Genomic DNA, 13,143 nt, shown 5'->3' with positions numbered 1-13,143 from the left:
CATGTTCCTGCAAGGAGTATAACATACTTAACTGGCATTTTCTACCGCTCTGTGCTCCGTCAGCCTTTCACCGCCCCTGATAAAATCCCTGATTCTACCCTCTCATGAAAGATCAGATAGATGAACAGAGTGGGGATCATGGCCATCACGATAAAAGCAAACTGCGGCCCCATATCAGTAGAATGCTCTCCTGTAAAGTTCAGCATGGCCCTGGATACTGTAAACTTCTCCGGCTTAGACAGAAGGGTCAGTGAAAAGATCAATTCACTGTAGCCATAAATAAATACGAAAATTGCTTCCGTGGCAATGATCGGCTTGCAGATAGGCGACAGTATTTTAGACAGCAGCGTCACATCCGTGCAACCGTCAATAATAGCTGCTTCATCCAGTTCCCTGTCAATGCTCTGGATAAATCCTGTATACAGGTAGACCGCCTGTGCCAGATTAAATGCTGAATAGATCAATACAAGGAACCAGAAGCTGTCCTTGGCATGCAGCGCGGAAGCCATGCCGGAGATGGGTACGATCGTACAATGTACGGGTACCATGACGCCTACCATAAAAAGCAGATAAACAGGCTTGATAAAAAACAGCTTTTTTCTTGCCAGAATATAGGCTGCCAGCATCCCCACCACAGTTACAAGAACAGTTGTCAGAAGCGCCAGCAAAATGGAATTTCCTATGCTTCCAAAGGCATTTGCCGTCTCATTTGCTTTCGCATAATTTTCTATTCTCCAGTGTTCCGGCATGGAGAATACACCCATATTTATCTCATTATTATTTTTTAAGGAAGAAAACACTGTAATCATCAGCGGAAGAATTGTCATAAGCCCCCACACCAGCGCCAGAAAATACCATAGGATGTTCCATCTTTTTCTCTGTTTCATTTTCTACCCCTCTTTCTAATACATCTCTTCATCCTGACGGAAAATACGATTTACCACCAGGCTGATCACGATGCCGAATACAAGCAGTATAATACTGTATGCGCTGCTTCTTCCAAACAGCTTATACTGGAATGCTTCTGTATACAAAATAATTCCCGGTGTGGAGCTGACATCTCCCGGACCTCCCCTTGTCATTGCCCATACAATGTCAAATACTTTCAGGGAGCCAGTAAAAGCCAGGATTGAAAATATCTTGAAGGTATTTTTCATCAGCGGCAGAGTAATATAGCGGACTCTCTGCCAGCCTCCGCAGCCGTCAATAAGAGCTGCTTCATAGAGACTATGGGGTATGGACACCAGGCCTGCTGCAAAGATCAGCATATTATATCCTGCAAACATCCATTCATTTACTAATACAACACAGATCACATTCAGCACCGGTTTAGAAAGCCAGTCTGTCACAAGACTATCCAGGCCCAGAAATCTCAAAAATTGAGCCAGCGCCCCCCATCCCGGATTCAAAATATTCGTCCACATCAAAGCCACCGCTGTTGTCCCCAGCATGACCGGCATAAAGTATGCCGTCTTCATGATTCTGGTGAACTTCAGCTTTGAGGTGATCAGCATAGCCAGCCCAAAGGCAATAGGCATAAGAACTACGAAACTTCCCAGCATGAACCATACACAGTTGAGCATAGCATTCCAGAACTTACCGCTTGTCAGGGCTTTTATAAAGTTATCCAGGCCCACCCATTTCTTTGGCTGGCCGTACATCCCCTTCCAGGAGTGGAGGGACAAAAAAGCCGCATCCATTACAGGATATATAATAAAGCAAAAAAGCAGGATCAGCGCCGGGGCCAAAAAAGTAATTGCAATGATATACTCCTTTTTCTTTGTCTTTCCTTTCATCTGATATCTCCTTCCCGTTTAAAAGAGGAGAGCTGCCAGGACGGCAGCTCCTTTATACCGGATGGGATATTTCTATCCGATAATCCTCATGTACACATGTTTACGCCCAACGGCACATATGCCCATCTGTACAGTTACGTTACTCATATTCTGCCAGGGAATCGACAATCTCCGATCCCACTTCTTCCGGGGTCTTATCCATTGCCAGTCCCTGCAGCGCCGTGCGCACTGTATTCATAGCCATAGACTGAGTATCATATCCCTGCAGGTCACTCCTCACATCTTCCGTGTCATTCATGATTGCCATCACATCATTAAGAAGGTAATTATCAGTTTTCACATCCACATTATATGCATAGGTATTCGGGTTAACAGCGATCAGCCCTTCTATATAGTCTACGCTGGCCAAATATTTCAGGAATACAACAGATGCCTGAACCTGTTCCTCTGTGGCATTCAGCGTTGAAATATAATAAGCGTCTGTCGTTCCGCCCATATCCGTTTTCTCGTACTTCGCCTCGATGGAAGGAAATCTTACCACTCCAACTTCCTGATTGGCAAACAGTTCAGAACCGGATTCCTCAATCTGTGCCGGATACCATGAACCGTCATATTTGAATACAGCCTTTCCTTCTTCAAAATATGTATCTTCCTGGCCCTTATCTGTACTCAGCAGATTGTCACCCAGATAGCCATTATCTACCATTGTCTTAATCATCCCGTAGATAGAAAGCATTTCTTCCCCATCATAGCTCATTTCCCTGCTGGCAAGCTTCTGGGCCACATCAGCGCCGTATTTTTTGAGTGAGAGTACTGTATGCAGATGGCCGAAGCGGAAAGCATCCTTCTCCCCCACTACAAAAGGCTGTACTCCTGCCTCTTTCAGTTTTGCACATGCATCCATCAATTCATCCCAGGTTGCAGGTACTTCAATGCCATTTTCCTCTAAAAGAGACTTATTGTAAAACAACATGATCTGATATGTTTCTGAGGGCACCCCATAAATCCCCTCATATCCGTAATCCTCAAATTTGCAGGTAGACCATCCATTTTCCTTAAAGCCGCCATACCAGTCAGGATCTGCTTCCAGATAAGGCTGCAGGTCAAGAAGATAATCTGCCTCCAGATAATCCAGTACTCTTGATCCGCCGTATTCAAGAAATATGTTAGGCGCATCCCCGGAAGCAAAGTCTGTACTCAGTCTGTCCAGATAATCAGCCTCAGTGGAGATATTGATCATTTCCACGGTAATTCCGTTATCCATGGCATTGAATTCTTCCACTTTACTTAAATAGTAAGCGTCCACAGCGCTCTCCGCCCCTCCCCCGTTCCTGGTGGCAACACGGATCGTAACGTTGTCAAACTGTACATCCTTAAGGCTGTAATCTTCAGCCGCCAGAGCTGTGCCTGGTATCAGAGATACTGTCATGAGAGCTGCAAGTGTAAGGCCCGTTGCTTTTTTGAGTTTCATAATGATTCCTCCTTTAGATTTTTGCAGGTTATTTTTTATAAGCCCACATTATCAAACGCGAATTGTTTTGTCAATATTTTTACATAAAATAGTATATTTTCTTGCATTTTTAACATATTATTAGTTTTATTTTAGTGCATAATTAACATATAAATATTTACACTTTACAAAACGTTTCGAGTTGATTATACTTTAATTACCAGATCAAGTCTCCTGTCTACTCCGTGAACAGTAACCATCATTTTGCCGCATAACAGGTAATTTTCAAAACCAGATTGCCCTGATATATATTCCATGCTAGAATAAAGAAAACACAGGAGAAAGGAGAAGTTTCATGAAGGTTACGATAACAGACATTGCTAAAGACACAGGTCTGGCCTTGTCAACTATTTCAAGATATCTGAACCATAAAAAAGTCCAGCCAGAAAACCAGGTTTTGATTGAAGCTTCTATCAAAAAACTGGGATATACCCCCAACCGGATCGCTCAGGGACTCCGTTCCAAGAGTTCGCGTTCTGTCGCCCTGCTGATCCCTTTCTACAGCAACTATTTCTGGGGGCATTCCGTGAGTTATGTAACTTCCGCCCTCTGGGAAAAGGGTTATACATGCACTGTTCATACATATCTGCCTGAGACAGATAAACAGCTTAAGACTATTCAGCTTTTGATCAGTAAAAAGATAGGCGGGGTGATTGCCGTTTCGGGCTCACTTTCCCAAGAGGCGCTCAACAGGCTGGAGGATAACGGAGTTCCCATCGTCCTGCTAGACCAGGTCTTATCTTCCCTGTCTGTGGATTATGTCACCTCCGACAATTACCAGGGCGGTTACATGGCAGGGTCTTATTTAGCCGGAAAAGGCCACAAAAAAATTGGCTTTATTGCCAGTGAGCCGGGAACTTACACGATCTGCCAGCGCACCCGCGGTTTTTTGGATGCTCTCCAGGACCACCAGATACCCTCCATTCCCCAGTACTATTCTTATCAGACTTCTGCATATCCGGCTGCGGAAGCACAGCTTCAGCATCTTCTTTCACTAAAAGAGCCTCCCACAGCACTCTTTTTCTGCTATTACGAAAGCTGCCTCTCCGGTATATCCGAGCTGGCCAAATATAATATTTCTGTTCCGGAGAAAATATCCATAATAGGCTTTGACGATGACCCGCTTTTTTCTTCCCTGGCGCCCTCCATCACCGTGATTGCCCAGGACTTTCTTACAATTGGAAAAGAGGCCACAAAAATACTTCTAAGCAGGATATCAGGTGAAGATTCTTCCCCCGGCAAAAAGGTGCTTGTTCCCGTCAGGCTCATTGAGCGGGAATCTGTGGCAGCTATTTAAGGGACAAAAAACGGAGCTGCCGCAGCAGCAGATATATGTCCGCTGTTGCAGCAGCCCCGCCGCCGCGCCGCCAAAAGCAGCGCAGCCTGATTGGGCTATATATTGTAAACTTTTTATGGGTTACCAACACAATTTTTTTCGTGCACCCGTCCGGGTAATGACGGGCACACATATTATGGGTACAATATTAAAAAGTGGTCAACCTCTTTTTCCCGGGAAAGTACCTTCCACATCGCTCCAGTGCTTCTCGGCATGATCTAATAACGTATTTGCCTGCTCTAAAGACATCTCAGGGAAGAACAGGAAAAGGCTGTGTGAGCCGTAACGCTCTACAAGTCTGTCAACATTTCTGATCCAGTCTTCAAAATCACCTGAGTATACCTTCACCCAGAGAGATTTTCCTGCTGCACGGGCCTTGTCATAGATCCCGTACCAGTCTTCCAGTGTTCCATCAGGACCAGCGTCACCGCTTGTCCACTGAAGGGCATCTATACCGTCTATTTCCATCAGTGCATCCATATGCTTGATAGCATCAGGACCGTCCAGATGATACAGCACACAGTCTGCTTTTTCAGCCTGCTGCCTCAGAGAGTCCTGGACAAAATCACGGAAATTCGCCGGTGACATCATGGCAGAAAAGTCACACTGAAGCTTTACTGTCCTGCCCGGTCCCCAGATCTGGAATACCGTATATGCATTTCCGCCCTCATTGTCTTTTATCACATTATAGAAACTGTCAAAGTAATCATAGTAGAGAGCTGTGATCTCCTTAACCCTCTCCTCAATGATCTCCGGATCATCGATCATGTCGTAAAGCATGTCCTGTGCCCCGCGCAGAGACGCGAGCACATCCACATTTTCCATCAGGTCAGGCATATCCACATAGAAATCATCACCTGCCAGACGGCGGCACTCTTTTACAAGCTCAATATGCTTTTTGTACCATCCGTTCTCAGGATCGAACTTAAAAGGAGGTACATCCTCCCAGCCGTCAAGGCAGGATTTAAACCAGACTGTATCTTCCTTAAATCCAATATCTGATCCCAGATAAGCTGCAAGTGAACCAGGTCCGAAGTCTACATTCAGATTCGGGAAGCTCTCTCCCAGGAATATGTGGTTTTCACAGAAATGGCGGTATCTGGCTACGATACGCTCTGCATTCTGATATTTATCCTCCATATCCTTCCACTTCAGTTCTTCAGGAAGGCCATAATATTTACCCTGACAGATCACGTCCGAGTACCCGCCCTCCACAGGCCTGTTGTCTGAAAGATGTTCAATCTCCGGCTTTCTGGCAATGACACACATAAGCGGCCTGCCTGTATTCTGGTGTTTCCAGTAATTTTTAAATTTTACTTTTGTCTCTTCCCAGTTTTCTTTATACATCATAACTTTATTCCTCCAGGGTTAACAGATAGACTTTATTTCTTAACTGGTCCGATAATTCCTTCACGGTATGCACCGATATATTCCATACAGTAATCATCCTGTCCAAGGAGAGCTTCTGTGGCATAGATCAGTCCCAGCATATCCCTGTTTGTCGGGTCCAGGATAGCGCTGTCAAGTCCTGCATTCATTGCCAGAACAGTGAAGCCTAAGTTGATCAGCTTACGAACAGGCAGGTTGAAAGAAATGTTGCTGACAGCTGCTGTGATATGGATAGAAGGATACTGTTTGCGCACGCTGCTGATCACTTCCACATTCATGGCGATTCCATCTTCTGATGTACACAGCATTTCTACTAATGGGTCAATATGTAAACGGCTCGGTTTGATGCCATACTCTTTCGCTTTTGCCATGAGGTCGTCGAACACTCTCAAACGGTCCTCTGCTGTTTTAGGGATACCCTTATCATCACTCAGAAGACAGATCACTTCCCAGTCTGTATCAGCGATCTCTTTAAAGATCCTGTCTGCTTTGTCGCCTTCCATTGATACAGAGTTGATGATTCCCGGCTTATTACAGAACTTATATGCCTGGATCAGCACATCCGCACTCGGGCTGTCCACTGAAATGGGCTTATCTGTCACTTCCTGGATGCATTCGATCATCCATTTTAAGGTTTCCACTTCGATGCTCTCTTCTACAGAAGCACAGCAGTCAATAAAAGTAGCTCCGCTTTCAGCCTGAAGTTTCGCCCTGTTTTTAATAAATTCCCCATCTCTTTTCGCAATTGCTTCTGCCACAACAGGAATAGAGCCATTGATTTTCTCACCAATAATAATCATTTCGGTAAATACCTCCTACATAAGTTGTTTTTTATTATAGCTTTTTTTTCACCCTTAATCTTCTGCATAATTACGATTTCATTATACTTTTTTACTCACTTTACTTCTTGTTTCCCCTGGAGACCGCCCTGTTTCTTTTTTATAAAGGCGGTAAAAATTCGAAGTATTGGTAAACCCGCAGGCACCGGCAATCTCAAGAACACTCTTGTCACTGTTTTTCAAAAGTTCCTCCGCCTTCTGCACCCGCAGTTCAATCAGATAGTCCCGCAGATTTTTCCCTGTCACTTTTTTAAAATAAGTGGAGAAATAATTGGGACTCATATATGCGACCTGCGCCACCTCCTCCAATGTGATTTTTTCCATATAATGCTCTTTAATGTATGAAAAAGCCTTATCCAGGCGTTTCATCTGGGTCTTCTTAACTGATAGCAGTTCTCTGGCAGGCTCCTCCTTTTGGAAATGCCTCACCAGAATAGTCAGTATGCGCAGGACATCAGCCTTTATCATCAGCTGGTATCCCAAACGCCTCTCTCTGTACTCAAGCAGGATCTGCCTCATAGTATAAGCTATCTCATCCGTATATGGCTCATCCTTCCCGATCCTGTTCTTAAAGTTGCTGCCCCGCTCTACAAATGGCACGAGATAATCATAGTCAAAGACATGGGTGCCGTCTGATATGAATTCTGTGGAAAATGTCATGACAAGGAGCTGCATTTTCTCTGTAGTCTTCCAGCCATGGACATCCACATTGTTGAATATGATCAGGTCCCCTGCCCTGACCTGGTATTCCTGTCCATTCACATAGTAGCAGCCGCTTCCGTCTTCCACGCAGGTGACTTCCATAAACTCATGCCAGTGGAACTGCCCCTCTGTATCATCGCCGGGGCAGGAATAATAGCGGAATATATGGAACGGGTAAGTTTTGTCAAACTTTGTTTCGTCTTTTTTTATGTACATGTCATCCAGACCTTAATCCAGATACCCTTCTATCTCTGCCTTTGTGGGAAGCGCCGGTATACCGCCCATTTTCTGCACACAGATGGCGCCTGACGCATTTCCGTATTCCAGAGATTCCCTTACTATATCTTCTGTAAGCTCAGCAGCTGTATTTACACCGCTCATAAGTATTTTTGACAAAAAACCGCCCCAGAAAGCATCTCCCGCTCCCGTTGCATCAACTGCCTTCACCTTATGTCCGCAGATATGGCCTTCCCTGCCGTCAAAGAAATACTTGGCCCCATCGGCGCCCAGTGTTTCGATCACTACGGTTATCCCGTTTTCCTTCATGAATGCCGGAATATTCTCCTCACCGCCAGTAAAGCTCAGCTCTTCCTCTGATATTTTCAATAAATCCACATATTTCAATATACTGTCCACAGCTTCCTTTGCCGCCGCTTCATTTTCCCAAACTGTATCACGGTAGTTGACATCGTAGCTGACCAGCTTTCCTTTTTCTTTAGCCAGCTTCATGGCATATTCTGTTGCAGTGCGTGACGGATCCTTTGACATTCCAAAAGAACCCGCATGGAGCATCCTTGTATTCTCTATATCTTCTGCTTTTACATCAGAGACCTCCAGCAGCATATCAGCTCCCGGCTTTCTGGCAAATGTAAAAGAACGTTCTCCATTCTCATAAAGGGTAACAAAAGCCAGAGTTGTTATGGCTTCATCTGTAAGCTTGGGGCAGAGCACCTTCACACCGTCTTTTTCCAGTGTTTCCTTCAGGAAACGGCCAAAATCATCATCGCCCAGCTTTCCTAAAAATCCGGCCTCCAGTCCGTTTCTCGCCATAGCGATGCAGGCATTGGCCGGAGCTCCTCCCGGGTTTCTGATATAACTTGCGGGCTGGGTGCCCGGCGTAAAATCTATCAACATTTCTCCAACACAAATTACATCCATTACAGGTACCTCCTGTGTTTTCTTTTCATTATACACCAGAAGACGCCCGCTTGGCAATTTAATTATCATGATTCCAGCCCGGGTGCTCTGCTCCCGGGCTGGACATTTTAATCAGATACCTGACGTCTCAATTATAAATTTTACGCTTCCATCCATATCTTCTGAAATTCCAGAGAAATTGTTGTATTCTTTACCTGCATCCATGACTGCCTTTATTCTGTCAAGCACATCCTGCATATCCCCTTCCAGTGCATCTGACAGCTTCTGAATTCCTTCCTCATCGAATTCTTCCATTCCATCTTTCAGAGTGTCAGCTCCTTCCTTAAGGGTATCTGCACCATCCACCAGGTCGCCTGTGCCTGACGCCAGTGTGTCTGTTCCTTCCTTCATCTGACTGGCCCCGGATGCAAGGGCTTCTACTCCTGAACTCAGTTCTGAAGCTCCTGCGGCAAGAGCGCTGCTGCCTCCGGCAAGTGCGCTCACACCATCTCCCAGCTGTGCCGCTCCTGTGCTCAGGCTGAGTGCTCCTCCTGCCAGGGCTGACGCTCCCTGCGCCGCTGACGCGCTGCCCTGGTTGAGTGCTGCACTGGATGCATTCAGGTCATCAAGTCCCTTTGCCAGCTGAGGACCTTTGTTCAGCAGCTCTTTTGCCCCATCCAGGAGCATCTGGTTATTTGCTGTCAGTTCCTGTGCGCCGGCCTGAAGGCTCCCAATTCCCTGAAGCAGTTTATTGATATCCCCGTCCTGTCCGAACTGGGCCAGGAGCTGCTGCTGGCAGTAGATGCTGGTCTGCAGCTGCCCTATGGAGTCAGCCAGCTTCTGCGTGTATTCATCCACCGGCACAGCATTATTAGCCAGCTTCACCAATATCTCATGATTGCTTGTGTAAGAGGCTACAACGCCCTGCACCTCCATAAGTGTCTGCAGTACTGCTGTGTCGCTTGATATGGACTGCTGCAGCAGCGCCGCCACAGCAGCCTTGGCGGATTCTATCCCCTCTCCGGCATCATTGAGCCCGTCAGCCAGCTGGGATACTCCGTTCACATATTCTGTAGTTCCCTGCGCCAGGGCTGACGCTCCGCCCACAAAGCTGTCAACTCCCTGTTTCGCTGTGCCTACGCCTGCAGTATACTGTGTCACGCCCTGCTGTAAATTGGCGGTCCCTTTCTTCAGTTCCCCTGCTCCCGCTGCAATGCTGTCTGCTCCGCTTATAAGCGTGCCTTTCTTTTCATTCAGCTCCGCGATTCCTCCTGCCAGCGCCTGTGCGCCGCTTGTGAGTTCACCTTTCCTGCCATTCAGCTGAGCAAGCCCGTCTGAGAGCTCACCCATCTTCTCATTTAATGTTCCTGCGCCTGTATCCAGGGTTTTACATGCTTCCTGAAGTTCCTTTACCCCATCCGCAAGCTCGCCGCTGCCATCCACAAGACTTGTAGAAGCCTCACTTAACTCCCTCACAGAATCCATCAAATCATCCAGGCTGTCTGCATCATCAAATCCAAACTCATTGAGAATATCTGCCGTAGCTACAGTAGCTGTCATGGACAGTGTGAAATCCTGGGCATCCGCCGTGACTTCGAAATAATTGGGTATATCCAGATCTTTCGTCTCTTCTGCGTCTTTCAGCTTCAAACTTTCTGCCAGCCCCGGAAATCCCATCCCAACTGCTATGTTCCTGCTGCCGTCTGATATTACCTTTCCGTTTGTGACTGTCACATTTTTAAAGTTTTCTGTGGGCAGGATCATTCCTGTCACCATAGCAAACGGCACATAAGCTTCCCCGCTCTTTGCCTTATTAATATACTCGTAGCGGATCCTGACCTTCCCGCTTTTTCCCGCCATATCCTCCGGCGCCGTCTCTTTGCCGTCCAGATAATATGTTACCTTGATCCCTACAGGAAGCTCCTTATCTGTCTCCCCCTGATAATAGATGTCGTTGCCGTCGGCATTCCATGTGATCTGATTTCCGTTCTGATCAAATGTCTCATCACCCTTCACATTCTTAATTCCTGACAGTTCGGAGACATCGCTCATGGCAATGTCCAGATCTGAATTTTTCAGCCAGTCACTTACGATCACACTCTGTATCTGTCCGTCTGCATCTGCTTTTACATAGACAGTCTCATCCTTTGTGCCTTTGGCAATTCTCTCAGTCTGTGCCTCTGTCTCCTTTTTTTCATCCTTCTTTGTCTTTTCGCTTTTATCTTCTGCCATCACTTTTCCAATCCCGTTCAGGCAGGTTGTTCCTGCCAGAATGACAGCAAAGCCTGCCACTGCTGTTTTTTTCCATATACGATTTTTATTCATCTTAATTCCTCCTGTTTATTCTTGTTCTGTTTTGGCAAGAAGCCGATTGATGTTTTACATATTACTTTATCAAATATCATAAACATGGCAGGCAGTACACAGATAACGACTACCGTACTGATAATAGCCCCTCTCGACAGCAGGTTGCAGATAGAGCTGATAATATCTATCTTGGAATACATTCCCACGCCGAAGGTAGCTGCGAAAAAGCTGCACCCGCTGATTATAATTGATTTCATTGAAGACTTATGGGCCGTCCTTATAGCGTCCTTCTTGCCAGCCCCCCTGCTCCTCTCACGCTGGTAGCGGCTGGTCATCAAAATAGCGTAATCTACTGTAGCCCCCAGCTGTATGGTGCCTATGACTATACTTGCTATGAACGGAAGCTTTGTTCCGGCAAAACATGATATTGCCATGTTGATACAGATAGCAAATTCAATGACTGCCACCAGTATTACCGGCAGTGATATGGATTTGAACACGATCATGATTATGACAAATATGGCGGCGATGGATATGATATTTACATTTCTGAAATCCACGTCCGTCACTGTGACCAGATCCTTTGTCAGCGGCGCTTCACCTATGACCATAGCCCCCTGCTCATAATTTTTAATAATGCCGTTCACCTGGGCTATCTGGTTATTCACTTCGTCTGTTGCTGTCTTATAGTCTGAGCAGATAAACTGCAGCTCGTAATTATCACTTTTCAGCATTCCTTTTATATCTTCAGGGATCATATCGTCCGGAATTCCCGGTCCTACAAGAGAATCCATGCCGATCGCCCAGTTGATGCCGTCCACCTCTTTGATCTGCCTGAGCATATTATCTTTATCCTTGGCATCCATTCCATTTGGCAGCATGACCATGTATACATTATTCATATGGAATTCATCGCCAAGCTTTGCATTTGCCTTAGAACTGTCCAGATCTGCCGGCAGCGTAGAGTCTATATTGTAATACACATCTGTATGCGTATTGCCGTAAAGCGCCGGAACAAGCAATATGATAAAGACTGCCATCCAGATTTTATAATGCTTTGATATAAAGCCTGATATCTTGTCGAGATTTGGTATAAGCGCTTTATGCCTTGTCTTTTCAATCCCCCTGTCAAAAATCAGGATCATGGACGGCAGCAGTGTCACACAGCAAATAACTCCAATAACTACCCCTTTAGCCATTACAACTCCGATATTCATCCCCAGGGTAAAGGACATAAAGCACAGCGCTATAAATCCGGCGATAGTAGTTACTGAGCTGCCTGCCACAGATTTAAATGTATTTGATATAGCATGGGCCATAGCCCTGTTCTTATCTCCGTCAAATCTGACCTTGTTTTCTTCATAGCTGTTCAGCAGGAAAATGGAATAATCCATTGTAACGCCCAGCTGGAGCACTGCCGTCAGCGCCTGGGTAATATATGAGATCTCCCCCAGAAACATATTCGTACCCATGTTGTAAATAATCGCAATGCCTATACTGAACAGGAAAAGCACAGGCGCCAGAACAGAATCCATTGTCAGCATCAGCACCAGAAGGCTCAGCAGCGCAGCTATCAATACATATATTGGCATTTCCTGCAGGAACAGATCCTTCACATCTGTAACCACCCCTGACATGCCGCTGATGTAACACTGTTCCCTTGCCAGTGTCCTCATCTGGCTCACAGCCTCCATTGTCTCATCGGAGGATGTAGTGTCATCAAAGAGGGCTATCATCATAGTGGCATCCCCCTGAAAGAAGGCGTCCTTTATATCATCCGGCAGCATCTCCACCGGCACGCTGATATCCATAACGCTGTCATACCAGAGCACATCCTTTACATGGTTTATCTCCCTGATCTCATCCTTAAGCTTTACTACATCCTTTGGTTCCATATCCTCCACGATCACCATAGAGAAAGCGCCCATTCCAAACTCATCCAGCATAATGTCCTGTCCCCTGACTGTTTCCAGCGAATCAGGCAGGTAGGTCATGATATCATAATTTACCCTTGTGCTGATATATCCGAATACGGCGGGAACCAGCAGAAGTAGGCTCAATATGAAAATCGGTATCTTGTACTTAACTATTTTTTTGCCTGCTTTTATCATTCCTTATCTCTCCTCA

10 protein-coding genes are annotated in these 13,143 nt (G+C 45.9%); 1 reads left to right on the top strand and 9 read right to left on the bottom strand.

All coding sequences use genetic code 11. From position 1 onward, the window contains the following. Window positions 1–59: 59 nt before the first annotated feature. The 3 genes from NSB28_RS05010 to NSB28_RS05000 form a co-directional block, all read right to left on the bottom strand. Window positions 60–887, bottom strand: coding sequence for a carbohydrate ABC transporter permease (locus NSB28_RS05010; RefSeq protein WP_109625468.1), 828 nt, complete (start codon window positions 885–887; stop codon window positions 60–62). 15 nt (window positions 888–902) lie between these two features. Continuing rightward, entirely contained in the window at window positions 903–1,796 is an 894-nt protein-coding gene (locus NSB28_RS05005; protein WP_109625467.1) for a carbohydrate ABC transporter permease, read from the bottom strand. A 139-nt stretch (window positions 1,797–1,935) separates the two neighbouring features. Then, window positions 1,936–3,267, bottom strand: a complete 1,332-nt coding sequence (locus NSB28_RS05000; protein WP_109625466.1) for an ABC transporter substrate-binding protein — start codon at window positions 3,265–3,267, stop codon at window positions 1,936–1,938. Window positions 3,268–3,601: 334 nt separating this feature from the next. Between NSB28_RS05000 and NSB28_RS04995 the strand changes: the two genes are divergently transcribed. After that, on the top strand, window positions 3,602–4,603 hold the full coding sequence (locus tag NSB28_RS04995) for a LacI family DNA-binding transcriptional regulator (protein ID WP_109625465.1): 1,002 nt from the start codon (window positions 3,602–3,604) through the stop codon (window positions 4,601–4,603). A 198-nt stretch (window positions 4,604–4,801) separates the two neighbouring features. On the opposite strand, the gene NSB28_RS04990 is transcribed toward NSB28_RS04995, so the two are convergent. From NSB28_RS04990 to NSB28_RS04965, 6 genes are all read right to left on the bottom strand, one after another. Next, the gene (locus NSB28_RS04990) at window positions 4,802–5,992 is read right to left on the bottom strand and encodes a trimethylamine corrinoid protein 2 (protein ID WP_109625463.1); all 1,191 of its coding nucleotides are present in this window, start codon (window positions 5,990–5,992) and stop codon (window positions 4,802–4,804) included. A 32-nt stretch (window positions 5,993–6,024) separates the two neighbouring features. Continuing rightward, a complete protein-coding gene (locus NSB28_RS04985; RefSeq protein WP_109625462.1) occupies window positions 6,025–6,831 on the bottom strand; it encodes a methyltetrahydrofolate cobalamin methyltransferase in 807 nt (268 codons plus the stop codon). 81 nt (window positions 6,832–6,912) lie between these two features. Next, window positions 6,913–7,788 carry a helix-turn-helix domain-containing protein gene (locus NSB28_RS04980; protein WP_109625461.1) on the bottom strand — a complete coding sequence of 292 codons (876 nt, stop codon included), beginning with the start codon at window positions 7,786–7,788 and terminating at the stop codon, window positions 6,913–6,915. 12 nt (window positions 7,789–7,800) lie between these two features. Then, window positions 7,801–8,730 (bottom strand): carbohydrate kinase family protein, encoded by a 930-nt coding sequence (locus NSB28_RS04975; RefSeq protein ID WP_257497683.1) that lies wholly within the window; start codon window positions 8,728–8,730, stop codon window positions 7,801–7,803. 111 nt (window positions 8,731–8,841) lie between these two features. Then, window positions 8,842–11,034, bottom strand: a complete 2,193-nt coding sequence (locus tag NSB28_RS04970) for an X-X-X-Leu-X-X-Gly heptad (protein ID WP_109625459.1) — start codon at window positions 11,032–11,034, stop codon at window positions 8,842–8,844. Further along, window positions 11,031–13,127 carry an efflux RND transporter permease subunit gene (locus tag NSB28_RS04965; RefSeq protein ID WP_109625458.1) on the bottom strand — a complete coding sequence of 699 codons (2,097 nt, stop codon included), beginning with the start codon at window positions 13,125–13,127 and terminating at the stop codon, window positions 11,031–11,033. The genes NSB28_RS04970 and NSB28_RS04965 overlap by 4 nt, the downstream gene beginning before the upstream one ends. Window positions 13,128–13,143: the final 16 nt, after the last annotated feature.

The sequence above is a fragment of the Murimonas intestini genome (assembly GCF_024622195.1).
Lineage (GTDB): Bacteria > Bacillota > Clostridia > Lachnospirales > Lachnospiraceae > Murimonas > Murimonas intestini.
Note: the sequence above shows the minus strand (reverse complement) of the source record. Positions and strands in the feature narration are given on the sequence as shown.

Excerpts from the sequence above, each read along its gene's own strand:
- NSB28_RS05010 (WP_109625468.1), bottom strand. The coding sequence starts at position 887 with ATGAAACAGAGAAAAAGATGGAACATCCTATGGTATTTTCTGGCGCTG.
- NSB28_RS05005 (WP_109625467.1), bottom strand. The coding sequence starts at position 1,796 with ATGAAAGGAAAGACAAAGAAAAAGGAGTATATCATTGCAATTACTTTT.
- NSB28_RS05000 (WP_109625466.1), bottom strand. The coding sequence starts at position 3,267 with ATGAAACTCAAAAAAGCAACGGGCCTTACACTTGCAGCTCTCATGACA.
- NSB28_RS04995 (WP_109625465.1), top strand. The coding sequence starts at position 3,602 with ATGAAGGTTACGATAACAGACATTGCTAAAGACACAGGTCTGGCCTTG.
- NSB28_RS04990 (WP_109625463.1), bottom strand. The coding sequence starts at position 5,992 with ATGATGTATAAAGAAAACTGGGAAGAGACAAAAGTAAAATTTAAAAAT.
- NSB28_RS04985 (WP_109625462.1), bottom strand. The coding sequence starts at position 6,831 with ATGATTATTATTGGTGAGAAAATCAATGGCTCTATTCCTGTTGTGGCA.
- NSB28_RS04980 (WP_109625461.1), bottom strand. The coding sequence starts at position 7,788 with ATGTACATAAAAAAAGACGAAACAAAGTTTGACAAAACTTACCCGTTC.
- NSB28_RS04975 (WP_257497683.1), bottom strand. The coding sequence starts at position 8,730 with ATGGATGTAATTTGTGTTGGAGAAATGTTGATAGATTTTACGCCGGGC.
- NSB28_RS04970 (WP_109625459.1), bottom strand. The coding sequence starts at position 11,034 with ATGAATAAAAATCGTATATGGAAAAAAACAGCAGTGGCAGGCTTTGCT.
- NSB28_RS04965 (WP_109625458.1), bottom strand. The coding sequence starts at position 13,127 with ATGATAAAAGCAGGCAAAAAAATAGTTAAGTACAAGATACCGATTTTC.